Source organism: Allohahella marinimesophila (genome assembly GCF_039538005.1).
GTDB classification, from domain to species: Bacteria; Pseudomonadota; Gammaproteobacteria; order Pseudomonadales; family Oleiphilaceae; genus Allohahella; species Allohahella marinimesophila.
Genome location: NZ_BAABBO010000001.1, coordinates 400,642 through 420,043 on the forward strand (window position 1 = coordinate 400,642; position 19,402 = coordinate 420,043).

Annotated in this window: 19 protein-coding genes and 1 tRNA gene; 10 read left to right on the forward strand and 10 right to left on the reverse strand. The window is 56.1% G+C overall.

The window, feature by feature from the left end; translation table 11 throughout:
- Positions 1–16: 16 nt before the first annotated feature.
- Complete coding sequence (locus ABD735_RS01785) at positions 17–2,083, reverse strand: NAD(+) synthase (protein WP_344802677.1); 2,067 nt, start codon at positions 2,081–2,083, stop codon at positions 17–19.
- Positions 2,076–2,654, reverse strand: coding sequence for a cysteine hydrolase family protein (locus tag ABD735_RS01790; RefSeq protein WP_344802679.1), 579 nt, complete (start codon positions 2,652–2,654; stop codon positions 2,076–2,078). Before ABD735_RS01790 ends, ABD735_RS01785 begins: the two co-directional genes overlap by 8 nt.
- A gap of 158 nt (positions 2,655–2,812) precedes the next feature.
- On the opposite strand from ABD735_RS01790, the gene ABD735_RS01795 reads away from it, so the two are divergent.
- On the forward strand, positions 2,813–3,028 hold the full coding sequence (locus ABD735_RS01795) for a hypothetical protein (RefSeq protein ID WP_344802681.1): 216 nt from the start codon (positions 2,813–2,815) through the stop codon (positions 3,026–3,028).
- 18 nt (positions 3,029–3,046) lie between these two features.
- Here ABD735_RS01795 and ABD735_RS01800 read toward each other — a convergent pair whose 3' ends face one another.
- The gene (locus tag ABD735_RS01800; RefSeq protein WP_344802683.1) at positions 3,047–3,946 is read right to left on the reverse strand and encodes a DMT family transporter; all 900 of its coding nucleotides are present in this window, start codon (positions 3,944–3,946) and stop codon (positions 3,047–3,049) included.
- A gap of 60 nt (positions 3,947–4,006) precedes the next feature.
- Here ABD735_RS01800 and ABD735_RS01805 point away from each other — a divergent pair, with 60 nt between their 5' ends.
- A complete protein-coding gene (locus ABD735_RS01805; protein ID WP_344802685.1) occupies positions 4,007–4,936 on the forward strand; it encodes a hypothetical protein in 930 nt (309 codons plus the stop codon).
- A 53-nt stretch (positions 4,937–4,989) separates the two neighbouring features.
- Positions 4,990–6,354 (forward strand): C13 family peptidase, encoded by a 1,365-nt coding sequence (locus ABD735_RS01810; RefSeq protein WP_344802687.1) that lies wholly within the window; start codon positions 4,990–4,992, stop codon positions 6,352–6,354.
- Positions 6,355–6,708: 354 nt separating this feature from the next.
- On the opposite strand, the gene ABD735_RS01815 is transcribed toward ABD735_RS01810, so the two are convergent.
- From ABD735_RS01815 to ABD735_RS01825, 3 genes are all read right to left on the reverse strand, one after another.
- A complete protein-coding gene (locus ABD735_RS01815; RefSeq protein ID WP_344802689.1) occupies positions 6,709–7,326 on the reverse strand; it encodes a TPM domain-containing protein in 618 nt (205 codons plus the stop codon).
- A gap of 64 nt (positions 7,327–7,390) precedes the next feature.
- The gene (locus ABD735_RS01820) at positions 7,391–8,146 is read right to left on the reverse strand and encodes a TPM domain-containing protein (protein ID WP_344802691.1); all 756 of its coding nucleotides are present in this window, start codon (positions 8,144–8,146) and stop codon (positions 7,391–7,393) included.
- Positions 8,146–8,697 (reverse strand): LemA family protein, encoded by a 552-nt coding sequence (locus tag ABD735_RS01825; RefSeq protein WP_344803772.1) that lies wholly within the window; start codon positions 8,695–8,697, stop codon positions 8,146–8,148. Before ABD735_RS01825 ends, ABD735_RS01820 begins: the two co-directional genes overlap by 1 nt.
- A gap of 303 nt (positions 8,698–9,000) precedes the next feature.
- On the opposite strand from ABD735_RS01825, the gene ABD735_RS01830 reads away from it, so the two are divergent.
- Both ABD735_RS01830 and ABD735_RS01835 read left to right on the forward strand, forming a co-directional pair.
- Positions 9,001–9,639: a hypothetical protein gene (locus tag ABD735_RS01830; protein WP_344802693.1), complete on the forward strand. Its 639-nt coding sequence runs from the start codon at positions 9,001–9,003 to the stop codon at positions 9,637–9,639.
- A 96-nt stretch (positions 9,640–9,735) separates the two neighbouring features.
- Positions 9,736–10,749 (forward strand): DUF302 domain-containing protein, encoded by a 1,014-nt coding sequence (locus tag ABD735_RS01835; RefSeq protein ID WP_344802695.1) that lies wholly within the window; start codon positions 9,736–9,738, stop codon positions 10,747–10,749.
- A 36-nt stretch (positions 10,750–10,785) separates the two neighbouring features.
- Here ABD735_RS01835 and ABD735_RS01840 read toward each other — a convergent pair.
- Positions 10,786–10,862: transfer RNA gene (locus tag ABD735_RS01840), tRNA-Arg, on the reverse strand.
- Positions 10,863–10,922: 60 nt separating this feature from the next.
- Positions 10,923–11,705 carry a substrate-binding periplasmic protein gene (locus ABD735_RS01845; RefSeq protein WP_344802698.1) on the reverse strand — a complete coding sequence of 261 codons (783 nt, stop codon included), beginning with the start codon at positions 11,703–11,705 and terminating at the stop codon, positions 10,923–10,925.
- Positions 11,706–11,940: 235 nt separating this feature from the next.
- Here ABD735_RS01845 and ABD735_RS01850 point away from each other — a divergent pair, with 235 nt between their 5' ends.
- From ABD735_RS01850 to ABD735_RS01860, 3 genes are all read left to right on the forward strand, one after another.
- The gene (locus tag ABD735_RS01850) at positions 11,941–14,124 is read left to right on the forward strand and encodes a sensor domain-containing diguanylate cyclase (protein ID WP_344802700.1); all 2,184 of its coding nucleotides are present in this window, start codon (positions 11,941–11,943) and stop codon (positions 14,122–14,124) included.
- 24 nt (positions 14,125–14,148) lie between these two features.
- On the forward strand, positions 14,149–15,267 hold the full coding sequence (locus ABD735_RS01855; protein ID WP_344802702.1) for a TRAP transporter substrate-binding protein: 1,119 nt from the start codon (positions 14,149–14,151) through the stop codon (positions 15,265–15,267).
- Positions 15,268–15,333: 66 nt separating this feature from the next.
- The gene (locus tag ABD735_RS01860; protein WP_344802704.1) at positions 15,334–16,056 is read left to right on the forward strand and encodes a TSUP family transporter; all 723 of its coding nucleotides are present in this window, start codon (positions 15,334–15,336) and stop codon (positions 16,054–16,056) included.
- 10 nt (positions 16,057–16,066) lie between these two features.
- Here ABD735_RS01860 and ABD735_RS01865 read toward each other — a convergent pair whose 3' ends face one another.
- Positions 16,067–16,966 carry a hypothetical protein gene (locus ABD735_RS01865; RefSeq protein WP_344802706.1) on the reverse strand — a complete coding sequence of 300 codons (900 nt, stop codon included), beginning with the start codon at positions 16,964–16,966 and terminating at the stop codon, positions 16,067–16,069.
- A gap of 112 nt (positions 16,967–17,078) precedes the next feature.
- Here ABD735_RS01865 and ABD735_RS01870 point away from each other — a divergent pair, with 112 nt between their 5' ends.
- Positions 17,079–17,909, forward strand: coding sequence for a thioesterase family protein (locus tag ABD735_RS01870; RefSeq protein WP_344802708.1), 831 nt, complete (start codon positions 17,079–17,081; stop codon positions 17,907–17,909).
- Between the two features lie 48 nt (positions 17,910–17,957).
- Complete coding sequence (locus ABD735_RS01875; RefSeq protein ID WP_344802710.1) at positions 17,958–19,064, forward strand: phospholipase A; 1,107 nt, start codon at positions 17,958–17,960, stop codon at positions 19,062–19,064.
- A 29-nt stretch (positions 19,065–19,093) separates the two neighbouring features.
- Here ABD735_RS01875 and ABD735_RS01880 read toward each other — a convergent pair whose 3' ends face one another.
- Positions 19,094–19,282, reverse strand: a complete 189-nt coding sequence (locus ABD735_RS01880) for a hypothetical protein (RefSeq protein WP_344802712.1) — start codon at positions 19,280–19,282, stop codon at positions 19,094–19,096.
- Positions 19,283–19,402 lie beyond the last annotated feature (120 nt).

A 19,402-nucleotide genomic window follows, 5' to 3' on the forward strand; every position in this document is an offset into this window, starting at 1 on the left:
GGGTTGCTGCCTGTTTTCAGGAATGTTTTGGAATGTCTTCGATCAGCTTCAACCAGAGAGTGGCCTCGCCGTCGCTAGGTGCCCGCCAGTCGCCCCTTGGCGAGAGCGATCCGCCAGAGCCGACCTTGGGGCCATCCGGCAGGGCAGAACGCTTGAACTGACTGATCTTGAAGAAGCGGAAGCAGAATACTTCCAGCCAATGCCGAATCTCCTCGAGTGTGTACTGCTTCCTGGCTGACTCCGGCACTGTACTCGGCCAGTCACCCTGTTTGGCATCCTGCCAGGCATGTAGCGCCATGAACGCCACTTTCGGCGGCGAGAAACCAAAGCGGGTAATGTAGTACATATTGAAGTCCTGCAGCTCGTAGGGCCCGACCTTGGATTCAGTCAATTGCGCAGGCTCGTCCGAGTCAGCATCGCCCGGGACGAGTTCGGGCGATATTTCAGTATCGACGATGGATACCAGGATCTCATTGGTGGAGGCGGAGAATTCGTCGCCTGCCGCTATCCATCGAATCAGATGCTGAATCAGCGTTTTCGGCACGCTGCAGTTGACGTTGTAATGGGACATGTGATCCCCCACACCGTAGGTCATCCATCCAAGTGCAATTTCGGACAGATCGCCGGTGCCTAGCACGATCGCATTATTCTGCCCGGCCAATCTGAACAGATGCGACGTGCGCTCCCCGGCCTGCACATTTTCGAAAGTGACATCATAGACTGCTTCACCCCGGCTGAAGGGATGGTCGATATCCTCCAGCATCTGCCTGCAGGACGGGCGAATATCAATTTCCTTGCTGCTGACGCCCAGACTGTTCATGAGGGCGTGCGCATTATTCTTCGTCTTCGTGCTAGTGGCGAAGCCTGGCATCGTGTACGCAAGAATATTTTTTCGCGGCAGTTTGAGCCTGTCCATCGTGCGCGCAGCGACGATAAGCGCATGAGTAGAGTCGAGACCACCTGAGACGCCAATGACCAGCTTTTCAAAACCCGACGATTTCAGCCGCTTTGCAAGACCGTGCACCTGAATGTTATAGGTTTCGAAGCAGCGCTGATCCAGGTTATGAGGATTGCTGGGAACATATGGAAAGCGGTCTATCTGACGCCTGAGCGGCAAACTGGCCCGAACTGGTTTCAACTCGAAGCTTATCCGTCTGATGGCAGTCACCTCATCCTGATGGGCAACCACAGCATCCTGGAAGGTAGTCAGTCGCATTCGGTCCTGAGCGAGGCGCTCCAGATCGATGTCGCATACCAGCAATTGCTCCTCATCGAGAAAGCGCTCTGTTTCGCCGAGCTTGTCGTTGTTCTCGTAAATCATGGCATGGCCGTCCCAGGCCAGATCTGTGGTCGACTCGCCAAAGCCGGCGGCGGTATAAAGATAGGCCGCCACGCAGGCGCCCGATTGTCTCGCGCAGAGATCCGAGCGATAGCGCGCCTTGTCGACGGTGATGTTGCTAGCCGAAAGGTTGGTCAGGACAGTGGCGCCCGCCAGTGCCGCATAGGTGCTTGGTGGGATAGGCCCCCAGACGTCTTCACATATCTCGGCATGGAGACGAAAGTTCGGCACGTCCACCGCATCGAATATGATATCTGGTCCGAAAGGCAGGACTTCGCCGAATAGTCTCACTTCACGAAGGCCGCAGTCCCTGCCTGAACTGAAATGGCGTTTCTCATAAAACTCCCTGTAGTTCGGCAAATAGGACTTCGGGATGACGCCGAGTATGCGACCCCGGTGGACGGCGATGGCACAGTTGAAAAGCCGACCTTCGATGCGAAGTGGTGCGCCGATGAGCAGGACAGGCATGAGTGATGTGCTGGCTTCGACAATGCGTTCGATCGCTATGAGGCAGCCGTCGAGCAGGGCCTCCTGATGGAAGAGGTCACCACAGGTGTAGGCGCTGATGCACAGTTCTGGGAACAGACACAGTGCCGCTTGCTGGCCGTCTGCCTGTCTCGCAAGATCGATGATTCTTCCGGAATTGAATTCGGGATCAGCCACCTTGACCTGCGGTATGCCGACAGCTGTTCTGACGTAGCCGTGATGGTAGATGTCGTTGAAACGCTTGGCGGACTCACTCACTGTCAAAATCCCATGTCATGTTGTCGGTATCCACGATTTTCGCCTTGCAGGCGCGCTCTAGATGCTGGAGTGTGAAACGCTTCGTGCCATCTTCGACGCAAGCCACACAGTCCTGTGGGACTACGATATCATAGTCGCGCATGTAGGCATCCTGGGCGGTAAACAGGACGCAGATATCGGCAGTGATGCCTGTGAGAATCAGATGCCTGGCACCCATGTTCCGGAGCAGGATCTCGAGCGTCGTTCCGTAAAAGCCAGAGTGTTTTGATTTGATGACGAAGTAGTCCTGATCATCTGGTTCGAGCAGCTCTACAAGTGGCTGTCCACGGACATCGTCTTTCAGACAGTGTTCGACGATCTGCGCAAAATTGGAGCGCCATTTGCCGAAATTGTCGTTCACATAGACCACAGGGACTTGTCGTTGTCTGGCTTCTTTCTTGAGTCTTGCAATCGACCGGGCAGCTTCCACTGCACCTGGCAGCATGGCCTCACCATCGTCGAATTCCAGATCGTTCATCATATCGATGATCAACAGGACAACTGGCGAATTTTCCGGAAAGGATTCAGACATTGGACGTCTCCATTGCGTAAACAGGAGTAACAGCTCTGCGTAGGCCCAACTGACGCCTGGATACACAGCTTGCATCGGGATACGTAACAGGGCGTGAGGGCGGTTTGCCTCAGACTCATTCGTATGGCATGAGTACAGGCGCAAGAGAGGACTGACTAATGAAAAACAGGATCGAAATTGTTGAAAATCTGCTATTGGCCAGTGTCAGCAGCGGAGACTTCAGCGACCTGAATGAAGCGGAAGAGGCGGTCAAGGCCTGGCTGCAGCATCGGTCGCCGAACGGCCAGTCGATTGCGCCCTCGCTGAAGGGCGACATGACGGAAGAGGGCGATGCCGAATACCAGGATCAGGCGATGAGAAGTGTCGACGCCTGACGCTACCGGGATACTTGGTTATGAGGCGTCCTTTCGCTTGCTGAACAGCGCCTTGATGACAGGCCAGCGGGCGATGAGCATGGCACCGAATATCAGCAGGCAGCCAGTCAGCTGAGCTGTGTTTAGTGTTTCTCCGAGCCAGAAAGCAGCCAGCAAGGCGGTAAACACCGGCTCCAGGGTCAGTATCACGGCGGCGTGGTTTGCTGAAGACAGGGCCTGAGCATGGGTCTGCAGGTAGAATCGCATGGCAGTGGCCAGCACCAGGCTGGCCAGAAGCCATCCCCAGATGACCGGACTGATGCTACCTGGCCATGACTCCACAAGGGCGGATATCACCAGGGTGACGAGACCTACCATGGCGAGCTGGGTAATCGTTAGCGGCAGCGCGGGCAATAGACGCACAGCGCGGCCGGTCAGGGTGAAGTGTATAGCGAAGAGTACTGCAGCCACTGCAAATAGCAGGTGCCCCGGGTCAGGCTGTGTCAGATCATCGGTGGCCAGGAATACCAGCCCGGCGGCCGATACCGGCAGTGAATACCATTGCGCACGCTGAGGCAGTTCGCGGTAAATCAGCCAGCCGGCCACAGGTACGAGCACGATGGCAAGACTGGTGATGAAGGCACCGACGCCAACATGCTCCGTTCTTTGCAGCGCATGGATCCACACTACCAGCGCGAGCGAGAAACAGATGGCAGACGGCAGACCGGCTTGCCACTGTGATTTCGTCGTCGTCATCATGTGATTCCTGGACAGCAGTGCCAGGAGTACCGCAGCGCCCAGGAAGCGTATACCGATAAACAGCAGGGGAGGCATGCCCTGCAGAGTTTCTCGTGAAAAAATCCAGCCCGCTGCAGCGAGCAGGGTGACGATGACAAGCAGAAGATCTGCCTTGAGTGGCTGAGCCTGGATGGTCTGCATAATGTGCTCTGGTGTGCGGGCCGGGCAGTTTACATGGCGAACAGGCGTGGAGACCAGTTTTTGGCCGATGAACTGAATAATGTGGAGCAACGTGACGTGCAGCATCAGCCTGAACGACAGAACATTGAAGTCGAGTTACGTGCAATTGTGAAGACTCACTTTGTCGCCGCTCGCGCTCGTGTGGGTGACGTCTCCAAGGGCGAACTGTTATCCGCCCGTTCTATTGCCAGACGGCACTGGCAATACCGCCGTGATATTCCCAGGGATCTTGTCAGCATGCCGCGGACCGTGTGGCGTGGGATGAGAGGATTGCTGCGCCGCAGTGGACCTGAGGAATCCGGCAGTCCAAAAGTATTGAGCGGTATGGAAGCGGCCATGCTGATTGTCATTCGCAATGACCTGCTCGATCTTCCAGGTCTTCAGTTCAAGCTGCATGAGCGACTGCTGGAGGCCGATCCTCAGCTCGACGATGCCCAGGCGCTGCTCCAGGAACTGGCTGGCGAAGACCGCCTTGACGCGGTGGAGCGCTACCTGGCGGGTGAGCTCGAGCGGCTGAGTACGCCCAGCGAGGGCACAAGGGATCTCCTGGTGTTCATGCTCATCGGTGTGATCTCTCGAGGCAGCGGGCTCAACGCGACCTTCGGTAGTGCGCTGGCAGCTGGCAGCGCCACAGCTTCAGCAGTCTACGTGGCTTCGCAGTCATGGTGGGGCGCACTGTGGCTGCAGTTCAGCGGCATGCCAGCCTGGGTCAGTGTAGCTGGTGCCGTTGGTGGCCTGGGTGTCGCCGTGGTGCTGACGCCAGCGCTTGCGCCCTTGAGTGAGTGGCTGGTGAACCGCTGGCGTGGCGAACGCTATCTGCACGATCTGGTAGATCAGGTTGAACATAACCTGTTGGAAAATCGCAAGGATGGGCTCGATCTCGCAGGCAGGCTTGCGGGGCTTGCGCAGTTTGCGCCGGACCTGCTCGCGCTGCTCAGAGCCATCCGCTAGTGTGCCGGATCGTCCGCTGCTAGGATGATCTGCTTTTATTCGGGATATCGGGCATGTTGCCAACGCTGTTATACAATCTGATCGCAGGCCTGAGGCTTGTGCTGTTCCGACCTTTTGGACAGATCGGCTTCCGCTATTCAATGACTGCGTTCTGGAGCATAGTCCTCCTCAATTTGCTGCTCGTGGCGGGATTGCAAAAAGCAGGCATTGATGAACCTGTCCTGTTGCAGGCCGAAGGCATTTTCCCTGAGGCCTTCTTTATCCTTCTGGTTCTACTCTCGGGCTACTTGATCAGCAGATGCCTCGGCAGCCGGCTGCTGCAGTTTCGCTTCCCGGTGATTTTTCTCAATGCTGCCTTCTGGATGCAACTCATATCGGGGCTGTATAAGAATTCAAGTGCTGGGGGAACACTCGCCTGGGCGCTCTACTGGCTGATACAGCTCTGGCTGCTGTTGGTGATCTTTCGTGTACTCAAGCATGCCGCTCGTGCTGATTGTGAAGGCGCTGTTGTACGCAGATGGCTGGCTGGACTTGCCTTCGCCATCGTTGCCCAGTCGCCTCAATATTTTTTGTATCCCTTCGAATTTTGGGTGCCTGCGCGATATGCACTGGCAGAAGCATCAGGAGAGGCTGAAGATTTGCCGATGCTCAATGCCGAAGCGGTGTTGACGAGTCAGACGGATCTGCTGAAACAGCAATTGCTGGCATTGGAGCCTTCAAAGCCAGGCGAGGTTGATGCCTACTTTCTTGGCTACGCGCCATGGGGCGATCAAAAGGTATTCGCAAATGAGGTCCGATTTGCTCGCAAACGTTTTGACGACAGCTTTGGCACGCGCGGTCGAAGTCTGAGCCTGATCAATGATGGTGATAACGTCGACACACAGGCCTTGGCCATAAGCTCAAATCTTGCAGCCAGTCTTCAGTGGCTTGGGCGGATCGCGCAGCCGAAAGAAGATGTGCTGTATCTCTTCATCACCAGCCATGGCGGCGAGAATCACGACATCGGAACGGTTCTGGCCAATCTTCCGCTGAACGATCTACCTGCAGCGGGTCTCGCGTCACTCCTGGCCAGCAGCGGCTTCAAGTGGAAGGTCGTCATCGTATCCAGCTGCTACTCGGGCGGACACATCCCCTTGCTGGCAGATGACACCACGATGGTGATCACGGCGTCCCGCGCGGATAGAACATCATTCGGATGTACTGACGATGCCGAGTACACTTATTTCGGCCGTGCCTTTCTGGTCGAAGCGCTCGAGAACAATCGTGACTTTCAAGACGCTTTCGAACTGGCGCGGGTAGTGATTGCCCGACGTGAGGCTACCGAAGGGTTCACGCCTTCAGAGCCACAGATAGCCGTAGGGGGTGCGATCGAAGCTTATCTCGAGGAAGCGCTGACGGTGTCATTGAAACAGGATTGAGGCGACAGAAAAGAAAAGTCCGGGCCGACCAGTAAACTGGTCTCCCGGGTAGCTGATGCGTCCAATCCCTGGTCGCATCAGCGAAGTGGCGGTGGCATCCTGCCTTTGCCGTTCGATATCCATATCGGGGTCTTAACACAACGTTCCTGCCCTGCCATCCTTGGCTGGACCATCCTTGATCCGGGCGCTGCCTCCTGGCCGTTGCACCAGCTCGTCGTTAAATCTGCTGATGCCGCATACAATAGGTTAAATTTTGAACGGATCCTAGAGCGAAAATCTCCAAACTCTGTAAGCCTATGCCTACACGGCGACGACGCTTTTGGTGGGTGCTCTGTAATCACTGGCCTCTTGGGTCTACTCAAGGATCACCAGCCGGTTGGGAAGTTCATTTCGACGATGAGTCGCAGGCAGTTCCTGGGCAAGCAGATCTCCGCATGCTTCGATGCAACCGATAAAACCGGCCAAGGTCTTGCCGGCCCGGACCTGGGCCGTGAAATCATCCACAATGATCTGCCAAGTGGAATCCGGAAGCCGGACCGAAATGCCATTGTCGACGAGAATCTCGACATAGTGTTCGGCCTCAGATACGAAGATCAGCATACCCGTAGCATCGGTCGTGCGGTGCAGGTTCTGCTCAAGAAACTGGCGCCGCGCCAGGTTCGAGGCACGCCAGTAAGCGACGGAATCTGGCACGAGTCGACGAAGAATCTGCGGAATTCTGAATAGCAGGCTCAGACCAATGAAAGCCATCCACTGAATCAACAATAGTTGATGGGCGTTATACCACTCAGTGAAGTAGTTCACTGCCCCCGGCAGTATGAGCGCGACGATGCCTGCCCACAGCAGCGGAATGTAGGTGTAGTCATCAGCCTGTCGAGCCAGGACGGTGACCAGCTCTGCATCAGTACCTTGTTCGACTTTTTCAATAGCGGCAGCAACCTGCGCGCATTCTTCCTTTGTCAGCAGCGACATCAATCTACCTTTTCGAGATGTTTGTGAAATTTCGGTCGAAAATTTGGCATGTTCATCTTCAGGGTTACCACCCGCCTGAGGCGCCGCCGCCGCCAAAGCCGCCACCTCCGCCGCCAAAGCCACCACCGCCGAAACCTCCGCCTCCGCCGCCTCGACTCAGCACCGAGCCCAACACTGCCCCAGCGAGCAGGCCTCCCATGCCTCGGCGCTTGCCGCCGCCACGACCGCCTCCACCGAATAGATAAGTGAGGGTGAGCATGATGAAGAGGATGCCGGCGACGATCGAAGGGGTTGGTTTCTCGCCCTGAGCTCCCTGAGGTGTACGAGTGGCGACTGGTGTCCCACCCAGCACCTGAATGATTGCCGCGACACCGTTTTCGATGCCTTCAGCAAATCTGCCGCGCTTGAAGGCGGGTGTTATGATCTGATCGATGATGACCTTGCTCTGAGCGTCTGTAAGACGGCCTTCAAGACCGTAGCCGACCTCGATGCGAATCTTCCGCTCTTCCTTGGCAACGATAAGCAGAGCCCCGTTGCTGGAGTCGGCCTGGCCGATGCCCCATGCGCGGCCGAGTTGATAACCAAACTCTTCGATGGCCTGACCTTGCAAGTCAGGCAATGTCACTACGACCAGCTGTTCAGTCGTAGCGGCTTCATGATTTTGCAAGAGCTGGGAAACCCGGGCCTCGGCCGGAGGTGGCAACATGTCGGCCTGGTCAACCACTCGCCCAGTGAGTTCCGGAAACTCCGGTTCGGCTGCCCAGGCGCTGATATGAATGCAGGACAACAACAGGCCGAGGAGGGTGGCTGGGATGCGCATCAAAATTCGACCTTCGGCGCCTCATCAGCGTTGGTCGCCGTGGCCTCGAAGTTTTCTCGTATCGGCATGTCGCTGTACATCAGGCTATGCCAGATCCGTCCTGGAAAGGTTCTGATTTCCGTATTGTACTGCTGTACCGCCTGTATGAAGTCCCGTCGTGCCACCGCAATCCGGTTTTCTGTGCCTTCAAGCTGAGACTGCAGGGTAAGAAAATTCTGATTGGACTTGAGGTCAGGGTAGCGTTCAGAGACTGCCATGAGGCGGCTGAGCGCACTGGTCAACTCGCCCTGAACCTGCTGGAACTGCTGCAGTTTCTGGGGGTCGTTCAAAATACTGTCATCAACCTGAATCGAAGTGGCCTTGGCGCGGGCTTCGATGACAGCCGTGAGGGTCTCACGCTCCTGCTCCGCAAATCCTTTGACGGTTTCGACCAGATTGGGCACTAGATCTGCGCGGCGTTGGTATTGGTTTTCAACTTGCGACCAAGCTGATTTCACCTGCTCATCATAGGTCGGGATATTGTTGATACCGCACCCTGTGAGCCAGAGCATTATCAACACCGCCGAGAATGGCTTCCAGAGGGTAAGTTCGCGGCGAACGGCTATTTTCGGGCGTTTACCAGTAATGATCGTATCCATGTATGAGGTGTTTCCTTATCTTGTGGAACTGTAGTTATACGCTACTTACGCAGCGGGTTTTACATTCGATGGAATTTGTCTCAATTTTGAACTATGGGCCCTAGGTAATTCGGACGACATCCTTTACCATCACCTCGACATTCGCCTGCCCCAGGCAACCGGGATCTGGTTCCGGAAGGAAGTTATATACCAGTGAATTTTCAAGGAAGGCCATCAATGTTTTATTCGTCGTCACCGCTGCCTGCAGTGTCTAGAGTCAACTCGCTGGTGCTCATGTTGCTTTCTGCCCCGCTTGTTGAAGCCGGGACAGTTCAGCTGCCTGATCAGATCATGATCGATGTCAACTGGGCGCCGGAGCAGATCGACTTCGATTTTGCGCTCGACCTCAAAGATGGCGATGCCTCCACCTCGGATGAAGTGCTGTACACGGGAGTCTATTTCCGGACGCTAGACGGCAATGGCGCCTCGCCATGGCTCGAGGGCGGCTATGGTGAGTTATTTCCCGATGGTACGGCTCATGATCTCAATGCGACCCTGCGAATGTTCCTGTTCGACGAGCAATATGGCGATCAGACTTTTGATTTCATGAAGCGAGCGTCGGTGAAGGATACTTATCTCTTCGCGTTCGAGAGTTATGTGGACTACGTTCCAATTGGCTGTGAGCCATTTTCAGACGATTGCCCGCCTGTGTTGAGTGCAACCTATGGCGGCGAAACGCTGGTCACCTTCTACGACGGCCAACAGGGTCCTGCTGGTCCAGACCCGGACAATCCCGTTGAAGTTGCACTGCCGGGCAGCCTGCCGATCGCCATATTAGCCGGTCTCGGTGTGTACTGGCGAAGTCGTTCTGCCTGATCCTGACTGGTCCATGTGAGATGAATGACGTATCACTCTGAAAGCGCCGGTCTTTACGGGCGTGAATATTCTTCGTGAACTGATCAGGACCGTTATATGCAGCCATCAATCAGATCAATCCTCAGAACAGGCACTTCCGCATCCCTCCTGGCCATTTTCCTGGCCGCTTGTGACGATAGCTCCGTCAACGCTCCCGAGTCGATCAGCGCAGACACCCCTACGGAGAACATGCCTGCGGTTGGTGGGGCGCCCCAAGGTGTTCAGGCGGTACCGAGCAGGCGTTCGGCCAGTCAGGCGATGGATGAGTTGGAGCAGGCAGTGACGGCCGGAGAGGGGGGGACCGTTGTGGCCCGGCTGGACCATCAGGCGAATGCCAAATCAGTGGATATCGATATTCCGCCAACGATTCTTCTGCTGTTTTCGGATCCTGCTCTGGATGTACCCCTTTTGCAGAAAAATCAGCAGGTGGCGCTTGATCTACCGCAGAAAATACTGGCCTACGAAGATCCGCAGGGTAGCGTCAAGCTAGCCTTCAACGGCGTGGAATATCTTCGTGATCGCCACGCCCTTGGCGAGCTTGAGACACTGAATCAGCTCCGTAAGAGGCTCAAGACCCTGACCGAGTCTGCGAGCGGTTCTGAGGTTGGTCCACATCAGGAAGGCACCGGGAGTGTAGAGAAGGGCGCGGGCATAGTGGTGCTCACGAGTGGTAACGATTTTGAGACTACCCACCAAAAGCTCCGACAGGCCCTTGAGTCTCAGAGTGCACTAAAAGTGATGGCTGAAATCGACTATGCCGCTGATGCGGCGAGTGCTGATATGTCGCTGAGACCAACGAGCCTGTTTGTATTCGGCAATCCTCAGGTCGGCTCGCCCATGATCAATGTGCGACAGTCGATTGCCCTTGATCTGCCGCAAAAAATGCTGGTGTATCAAGGCGAGGAGGGTGAAATATTCGTCGCGTATAACGATCCTGAATACATTTCACGCCGCCACGAAATGCTTGAACCAGGTGAGCAGCTCAATAACGAGCAGGTCGAAGCGGTAGCAAGCATCTTGGCAGGGCTTGTCAACACTGCAGTGACGGCTGATGACGCGTCAGGCGAATAGAGCCTTGTGAGGTTGTCTGCTGTGTATTCAGGAAAGTGGCGCCCCCGGCAGGATTCGAACCTGCGACCAACGGCTTCGGAAGCCGCTACTCTATCCAGCTGAGCTACGGAGGCATGACGGCGGGCATTATAGGGCTTCACTGAGGCCCAGGTAAACTGCAGAACGCTCCGTTGTCAGTGGTTTGCCAGTGCAGAGTCCGGCATACCGTAGCGAGTCTGGATGGCATGGAATTCACGGGTCGTCTTGAAGAAGCGAAGTTCGGCATCGAATGCCTTGATGAGTAATCCCAGGTCCGGCTTCTGGGCGAAGGGCAGGTAGTTGGACTCTCCTGCACAGAAGTGGGCGCCCGGTATGGCCTGGATTCGGTGGAGCAGGTTGAGCTCCTTGACGTGCTGGTGGCCTACGACGAGGTTGGCAATGACGTAATCGATGCGCTGGAGGGCAAGTTTGGCGAAGTTGGCCGCCAGTTGCCGTTCACGTTCGAGATTCAGCTCGGCGGCGGAGATTTCCGGACAGTATTCATAGCCCAGCATCGCGCCACCCCTGAGCGCTTTCAGGCTTGCCAACGAGCGGTATTCGATAGGCGCGTTCCTGCGGACGAAAATTCCCGTCAGTGCAGTGGAGAGCGGTTCGTCAGGGTATACCAGAAATTTTGCTCGATCCTCGGTGAAGCTGGCGCCCAGAATGGCATCAGCATCTTTTGACTTCATCAGTGCGAGGCATCGTTTCCATGGGCAGAACTCGAGTGTGACGTCTACCCCCAGTTTCCTGAAGACGGCTTCAACGACTTCCCAGTCACTGCCCCTGACCTGTCCTTCAGCGTCACTATACACGTAGGGTTTCCACTCTTCGGTAACAATATGGAGCGGACGGTCCAGCAGGCGATCAGACGGTACTTGTGCGGCCACGCCCATCGGTATCAGTACACAGAAGAAAAGAAGCAGCTGTCTGAACATCGCGGTATTGTCCTGCGCGCAAAATAGGGCAAGGCCCTAGCATAATCCTCAGTCTAGCCTCAGCCTGGCATAGCGTACAACTCACAGTTTTTGTGAAGGTCTCCGCTGCATAATTGAACGGTCGTTCAACACGCCTGATTATGAATTGGCCCGAAATAGCCTATGCTTAATTCCTTCATCCTGTACTGAGGCCTTCGGCGTTGGTCCCTGTCTTCTGCTTACCATGAATCGTCCCATGTCCAAACATATGCATTGGCTGCTCAGTCTCCTGCTCGTGTGTGGCAGCGCCTTTGCACTGGCTGATTCAACGACTCCACTGGATGAGGACTGGCAGTACCGATGGGGCGACTCACCATTTTCGCCAGATGGGGTGCCGCTGTGGGCTGAAAATGAAGATGCCAGCGAGTGGCAGGCTATAGGGTTTCCGTCCAACCCGCCGAATCGCGAATCACACACCAACGTCTGGTTCAGGGTCCCGGTCCCAAGCCTCCATCTGCATGAGCCGGTCCTTTACATCTTCAGCGTCGACCTGATTGTGCAGGTCTTTCTCGATGGACAACAGATTTATCAGTACGGCAACTTCGATGCCCAGGGGCAAGGGCGTTTCGAAGGCTGGCCATGGCACCGGGTGAATCTGCCGAAAGATCTCGATGGGGGCATGCTTCACTTTCGCATCTTCTCGGACTACACAGATATTGGTCTGTGGGGCGAAGTAAAGGTCATGGAGCGCTCGGACCTCGAACTGTTCATTCTCAAAAACTCTGTTGAACGTCTGGTGGTGAGCGGCTTCACACTGACGATCGGCCTGCTAGCGCTGGTCTTCGCCTTGTTCCAGGCAAATCGTCGCCATTTTGGCACACTGGCGCTGTTTTCCCTGGCCTCCGGCGCGATGATTCTGGCTGAAAGTCAAGCCAGTCAGCTCATTTGGGACCAGCCACTATTCTGGGTCTACCTGCGTGCGTTTTCGTATTATCTTCTGCCTGTTGCGGTTGCGCTGTTGCTCGAACTCTGGCTGACGAGGAAGCCATTCAACGTTGCTGGCTGGATATGGCGCATCCACCTTGCTTATGCCTTCGCTGCGCCGGCGCTGGCCTATGCTGGAGCATTCAGTCTCGCCAGCACCTTTCCGGTCTTCGATGCCTTGTTCTTGGTGTCCATGCTAGTCATGGTGGTCTTTGTGGTGTGCAAGGTACAACGAATTTCATGGGAGCAGGGGGTCATGCTCACGGCCTGCGTCATGTATCTGGCCCTGCTGCTGACAGACATGGCAGTGGCCCATGGATACCTGTCGTGGACCCGCGTGCCGCTAGCCTGGGGTTCGTTGGCCTTTTCTACGGCGGTGGTGGTGCTTTCGCTGTGGAGCTACAGCCGGACCCAGCGGATCATGAAGCGTATGAACGCTTCACTCGAGCGCAAGGTGGCGGTGAGAACACGACGGCTCGAGCAACTGGCGGAGCTCGAGAGAGGACGAGCCGAGATCGTGAGCTTCAATAATGAAAAGGCGCTCCTGCTGAACGACGTCATTTCCGAGATGCAGGGTAGTGACGATTTCAGGGCAGCCATTGCGGTGTTGGGTGCCCGTATGCCAGAGCTTTGCAGCCCCATGCACGGTTCAGCCTACTTCCGGCCTGATGAGTCGCGCCGCTTCTCCAGGGTCTGTGTCTGGGGTGATACAGATCCAGACAGATTGCCGGTAAGCATCGCCGATGAAGAAGAGTTCGACGCCGGCAGTCAGTGGTGTTTCCGCTTGACCATACAAAATACCAAGTACGGGAATCTCAAGGTTGGCCTGTTGTTTTTGCACGGTCCGCCCGCCGGAGAAACCGGTTTTGGTGGTGCTCAGCTGTTCCAGTCCATAGAAAGAGCAGTAGACAAGACTGCCGTTACCCTCACGAGTCTGTCGCTGCGGGATGAGCTGGAAAAGTTTTCCTACGAGGACTCGCTGACAGGCCTGAAGAACCGCCGCTTTTTCGATGAACTGCTCGTCCATGAAACTGCAGTCGCCTTGAGAAGCCGTTCGCCGCTCACTATCATCATGGGGGATCTAGATAATTTCAAACGGTTCAATGATGCCCATGGTCACGAAGCGGGAGATGCCGCGCTGCAGGCTGCTGCCGATGCCCTTCGCGCGCATTTTCGGGATACCGATATCATCTGCCGTTTTGGCGGGGAAGAGTTCGTCATCCTCATGCCAGGTACGGATTCCGGTCATGCCTGGCAGTGCGCGCAGCGCCTGCTGGAAACACTGCGCAAACACGAGGTCATGTATCAGGGCCAGAAGCTCGGGGTGACCACTATCTCACTGGGTATCGCCAGTTGGCCGGAACAGGCCGGCCATCCAAAGGAGCTGCTGGGCCTCGCAGACAAAGCGCTTTACAATGCCAAGCAAAGCGGCCGGGACAGAGTCGCTATCGCCTGACATTCACGAATAGAGATCTGCCTGATGCCTTCTTATCGAACACTCGTCATTCTTGCCCTGGTTGTCCTTACTGTTGGCAGCGCACAACTGGTCGCCGCAGAAGCGGATGACAGGGTGTATCGTCTGCGCCTCGCCGAAACCTGGGGCACCGGCACACCGATTCTCGGTGAAACCTCACGTAATATGGCCGAGATGGCCAGACGGATGTCGAATGGCCGGCTCGATATTCGTGTGGACTCGGCGAACAAGCACAAGGCGCCTTTCGGCATACTGGATCTTGTTCGGGGTGGGCAGTACGACATGGGTCATACCGCTTCCTACTACTATAAAGGCCAGGTGCCGAACTCGATCTTTTTCACCACGATGCCATTTGGCATGACGACACCGGAACAGTACGCCTGGTTCTACTACGGCGGCGGCCTGGAGCTGATGCAACGCGTCTATGAACCCCTGGGTGTCATATCTCTCCCAGGTGGCAACACAGGAAATCAGATGGGGGGCTGGTTCAGGGAGGAAATCAAATCCCAGGAGGATCTCAAAGGCCTGAAGATGCGCGCGCCAGGTTTCGCTGGAGAGGTGATGGCGCGCTTGGGTATCGCTGTGACCAACATCGCGCCCGGGGAGCTGTATACCGCATTGGAGCGGGGCACTATAGATGCGCTCGAGTGGGTAGGACCTGCGCTCGACCTGCCAATGGGCTTCCACAAGGTGGCCAGGTTTTACTATACAGGCTGGCATGAGCCTGCAGCCGAGCTGCAGTTCCTGATCAATGCCAGGGTATGGAAGAAGTTGCCGGAAGATCTGCAGGAGATTCTTCGCGTGGCCATTCGGGCGGCCGCCCATGACATGTATGCCCAGAGCATGCATATGAACGCTGAGAGCTGGGCTACGATGAAAACTGAGCACCCGGAGATTGAAATCCGTCGGTTCCCCGAGCCGATCATTGAAGCGCTGAAAGCCGCGAACGAAGATCTGCTCGATGAGATGGCGAAGTCTGATCCGCTGGCTGCAGAGATTATCGAAGCGCAGGCGCAATATCTCAGGCGTATCCGCAATTGGACCGAAATTTCAGACAGCGCGTACCTTGACACAGTAGCGCCGGTTAAAGAGTCGCCGGCCACCGGGACATCATCTGCACCTTGATTATTACCCCTGATGCCGAAACCTCTGCTCGGTTGTGACTGTGTATTCGAATGAGAGGTAGCGTTAGTGGAGTTTTTCCCCTGGGCTGTTACGGCAGCCATACTGCTCGTGGGCTGCTGGGTGCAGACGGCGCTTGGCTTTGGTATGGCCGTTATTGCGGCCCCGGTCGTGGTCATGGTCGAGCCAGAGTGGGTGCCGGTCGTGTTGACCATCACGGCGCTCAACCTCAGTCTGCTCAATAGCTGGAATCAGCGCACAGCCATTGAAATGCATCAGTTACGCATTCCCTTCATCACCCGCATTCCTGGCACTATTCTGGGCACCTGGCTGTTGTTGCAACTGAATGCCTTCTGGCTGCAGATCTTTGTTGCCTCGACAGTATTGCTCGCAGTGCTCATCAGCTTCAAGGGCCCCCAGTTCCAGTACACACCGGCTCGATTGGGGGTGGCGGCCTTCGTGAGTGGTATTACCGGTACCACCACCTCGATTGGTGGCCCGCCGATGGCCCTGGTCATGCAGCACGGCGCGCCGATGACTGTCCGCGCGAACCTGTCGGTGTTCTTCGTTTACAGTTGTGCCCTGAGCTTGATCGGTTACTGGCTGGCGGATATCTTGACGCTTGAACTGCTCCTGGTATCTTTGACTTTCGTACCGTTCTGTCTGCTTGGCTTCTTTACCGGCAAGCAGGCACGACCCTATGTCGACGCGGGCAGATTCCGGCCGCTTCTGCTGGTCATCTGCGGTTTCGCTGGCGCGTTTGCATTAGTGGGTACGCTGAGCCGAGCCTGAATCTGCCGTCTCAGGGCAGTAGGTGGATCATTATTTCGTAGTGCTGTGTCATGTCAGATGAGCGGGTCGAATAGCTTGTGCCGAAGCTTCCATCCGAGTCGTTCCTGCTTCTACTCGTGCTGCCGCCGAGCGGAGCCCATTCGCCGAAGGGGAGCAGTTGTGTCGATGCCAGTTCGAAAGCGTCGAGCGACTGACCATCTCTCGCGTCACGTTGATGTCTTACGGCCAGCGTGACTCGGGCGCGCGGCTCCCCCTCTGGTCCAGCCAGCGTGGGCGTGACCAGTAGATCACTGCCGACCAGCTCCCGTTCTCCGGCATTGCCGACAGCGATACCGCTATGAGAGAGGTAGACGTTCTGGACAGGCCTGAGCTGACCGGCGGTGAGACTGACCGAGCTGCCCTCCAGTACGGTAACAGTCTGCTCGGTTCTACTCCCGGTACTATAACTGCGATTACCGTAGCTGACCGAGATATCGGCTCGGCCATCTCGAGAGCCAGTTCCCGCCCCGACTTTGCCTTCGACGCTGGTCCTGAGGTCGCCATTGCGGCCGCTGCCCTGGGCGACTTCACGGATGAAAATGCGGAACTGCGCGGGTTGCCTATCCAGATCAGCGACCAGTGTTTTTGCGTCGTGGAGCAATGCCTCCGAGCTCGCCCGCAGAATCAGATCGCGTCCGAGCCCCGAAGCTTTCAGATCGGCTGGCTCAAACATCATGTTCAGACGATCGGCAATTGCTGAGGCGTCGTGATAGTAGATCCGCACGGTGGCCAGTTTTGCCAGGCCCATGCTCTGGCTCTCCTGACCGGGCTCTAGGGTGCTATCGGCGCGTACGGATGTGGTGGAGGCCAGAACAAGCCAGCCCGTGATCACCGTGAGTAAGAAGTGTCGGACTGAACCTTCGATAGCCATATACTGCCGCCCGCTGGTGTGAAGAGTGTTGCACTGTATTCATGATAGTGTACCTTTTCGAACTTTACGCCGTATAGCAGGCCTTGCGCGTCTGTATTGTCAGGAGTATCCCATGTTATTTACAGATTATCTTTCTGCGGCCTCACGCGTGGCCATTCGAGAAACAGGTGCAGCTGCGCCCACGCATGACAAGCTCAGCATCGACGACAGCTGGATGCAGGGTCGTTCGACATTCGGAGGGCTGTCGGCTGCGATGGCGCTTCAGGCCATGGAGGCTCATGCCGACGGGCGAATGCTGCGAAGCTTCAACTGCAATTTCGTTGGTCCAGTCGACGATCAGGCGCTCACCCTGACCCCGGAGCTGCTTCGCGCCGGAAAGTCGGTCACCGTGCTTGGCTGCCGAATTTTACAGTCCGACAGTATCAGACTCGATGCCAGTGCTGCCTTTGGCGATGGCCGTGAATCCGATATTTGCGTGGATCCCGCTGGCGTTGCCGACGTGGGTTTGCTGGAGGATGGTGCGCCGCTGCCAAATGTAGCGGGTGTCTCACCCAACTTTATGCAATATTTCGATTATGCGTTTACTGATGGCAAGCTCCCGTTTACCGGGCGGGGCGATGGCATCATGAATGGTTACATGCGGTTTCGAGAAGCCGCTCTAGGTGATGAAGCGGCGCTTACGCCTGCGCTGCTGTTAGGGCTTATCGATGCCTGGCCTCCCGCGACTTTGCCTTTATTGCGCAAGGTGGTGCCGGCGAGCACGCTGGCGTGGAACGTCCAGTTCGTCCAGCCGACAGTAAGATCACGGGCAACCGACTGGTTCCGCTATGAAGCGAAAATCGTTCAGGCTGCAGATGGCTATGGATACACCCATGCCCGAGTCTGGAACGATCGCGACGAGTTGCTGGCCTTCAGTCAGCAGACGGTCACCGTATTCGGCTGACCAATTTTCAACTACAGTAATGTCACCAACGATGAGCGGAACAATTTGATGAACAAGCAGGGCATCTCAGGGAACTTCAACAGAAGCAGGGCTTTGCTGGCCGCGAGTCTGATGATCTGTGCAACGGCGTCCGCTCAGGCGGATGAGCTTTTCGAAGGCACTGATGATATAGAGGAAGTCAGGCAGTCTGACCTGGATCAGCTGACCACTGAAGCATCGGTGGCGAAGCAGACCGAGACCAGGCTCGAAGACTGTGCGGAACTCGAGAGCAGCCAGGAACGGCTGGAATGCTACGATCGCCTGACTGATACCTTTCAGAGTCCCGTGCTTGATGAACAAGGGCCCAGAAATGCTGTCGATGAACGGCTCGAGTCCGAGGAGTTGCTGGCTGACAACAGCTTCCTGATGATTCCGCATCGACGCAACTACCTGCTGCCATACACCTACAACGACAAGCCTTATGAGATCGTGTCCAGCCCGTCTCGTGAGGAAACCCGGCTTGTCGAGGAGTACCAGCGCAGCGAAGCAAAGTATCAGTTCAGCTTCAAGTTCCAGTTACTACGCAACATCTTTCCTGAAGGCATGACAGCCTGGGCGGCTTACACGCAGGTCGGCTTCTGGCAAATTTACAACGATCCACAATCCAAGCCTTTCCGCACCATCGATCACGAGCCGGAGGTCTACCTTCGCTATCGAACATCGATGAACCTGTTTGGCTATAGCTCCGAGTTCGTGACCCTGGGCATCAATCACCATTCGAACGGGGAGTCCAAGCCGGAATCAAGAAGCTGGAACCGGGTGGTGGCCTCGTTCTTTTTCAACAAGGGCAACCTGACGCTGGGTGTGCGGCCCTGGTGGCGCATCCCTGAAGATGAGGAGGAGGACGACAACGCCGATATTCATCAGTTCCTGGGTTATGCCGAATTCCTGTTCGCTTATAAGCAGGGTGATCAGGTCTTCGATGTCCGGCTCATGAACAACATGAGGGACTCAGATGAAAACAAGACGTCCGTGGAAGTGTCCTACACCTTTCCGCTGCCTGGCAGGCTCAAGGGCTATCTACAGTATTACAACGGCTACGGCGAGACACTCATCGACTACAATCACCGCAATCAGCGAGTCGGGCTTGGGGTACTGTTGACTGATTTGTATTGAGGGGGTATTTGGGGCAGCCCGAGGCGGTATCAGTCGCTGTCGGGCTCGTCTTCCACGAAAGGCTTGCGCTGAACCAGTAGAAAGAGGCCGAAACCGATGCTGATGGCGACATAAACCCAGGCAGTGAGCATATGACCCGTCCACAGGTACTCGATCGCAAGCATCAGGACGCTTGCGCTTAACACGATTCGGAAAAGGTCGGAATAGGCTGTAATCATGAGTGCTACAATAAAGAAGCCCGGCCCTGGCTAAAATGCGTAGAAGCCACAGACCGGGCTTTTTACGGTTTATGGGCAGCCCGCTAGTCAGTGCCTAGGCGAAAGGGGGCGAATACCGTA

Coding starts and splice junctions, on each gene's coding strand:
- ABD735_RS01835 (WP_344802695.1), top strand. CDS start 9,736: ATGCAGCCATCAATCAGATCAATCCTCAGAACAGGCACTTCCGCATCC.
- ABD735_RS01790 (WP_344802679.1), bottom strand. CDS start 2,654: ATGTCTGAATCCTTTCCGGAAAATTCGCCAGTTGTCCTGTTGATCATC.
- ABD735_RS01820 (WP_344802691.1), bottom strand. CDS start 8,146: ATGCGCATCCCAGCCACCCTCCTCGGCCTGTTGTTGTCCTGCATTCAT.
- ABD735_RS01870 (WP_344802708.1), top strand. CDS start 17,079: ATGTTATTTACAGATTATCTTTCTGCGGCCTCACGCGTGGCCATTCGA.
- ABD735_RS01855 (WP_344802702.1), top strand. CDS start 14,149: ATGCCTTCTTATCGAACACTCGTCATTCTTGCCCTGGTTGTCCTTACT.
- ABD735_RS01830 (WP_344802693.1), top strand. CDS start 9,001: ATGTTTTATTCGTCGTCACCGCTGCCTGCAGTGTCTAGAGTCAACTCG.
- ABD735_RS01825 (WP_344803772.1), bottom strand. CDS start 8,697: ATGCTCTGGCTCACAGGGTGCGGTATCAACAATATCCCGACCTATGAT.
- ABD735_RS01810 (WP_344802687.1), top strand. CDS start 4,990: ATGTTGCCAACGCTGTTATACAATCTGATCGCAGGCCTGAGGCTTGTG.
- ABD735_RS01865 (WP_344802706.1), bottom strand. CDS start 16,966: ATGGCTATCGAAGGTTCAGTCCGACACTTCTTACTCACGGTGATCACG.
- ABD735_RS01880 (WP_344802712.1), bottom strand. CDS start 19,282: ATGATTACAGCCTATTCCGACCTTTTCCGAATCGTGTTAAGCGCAAGC.
- ABD735_RS01845 (WP_344802698.1), bottom strand. CDS start 11,705: ATGTTCAGACAGCTGCTTCTTTTCTTCTGTGTACTGATACCGATGGGC.
- ABD735_RS01875 (WP_344802710.1), top strand. CDS start 17,958: ATGAACAAGCAGGGCATCTCAGGGAACTTCAACAGAAGCAGGGCTTTG.
- ABD735_RS01795 (WP_344802681.1), top strand. CDS start 2,813: ATGAAAAACAGGATCGAAATTGTTGAAAATCTGCTATTGGCCAGTGTC.
- ABD735_RS01815 (WP_344802689.1), bottom strand. CDS start 7,326: ATGTCGCTGCTGACAAAGGAAGAATGCGCGCAGGTTGCTGCCGCTATT.
- ABD735_RS01850 (WP_344802700.1), top strand. CDS start 11,941: ATGTCCAAACATATGCATTGGCTGCTCAGTCTCCTGCTCGTGTGTGGC.
- ABD735_RS01800 (WP_344802683.1), bottom strand. CDS start 3,946: ATGCAGACCATCCAGGCTCAGCCACTCAAGGCAGATCTTCTGCTTGTC.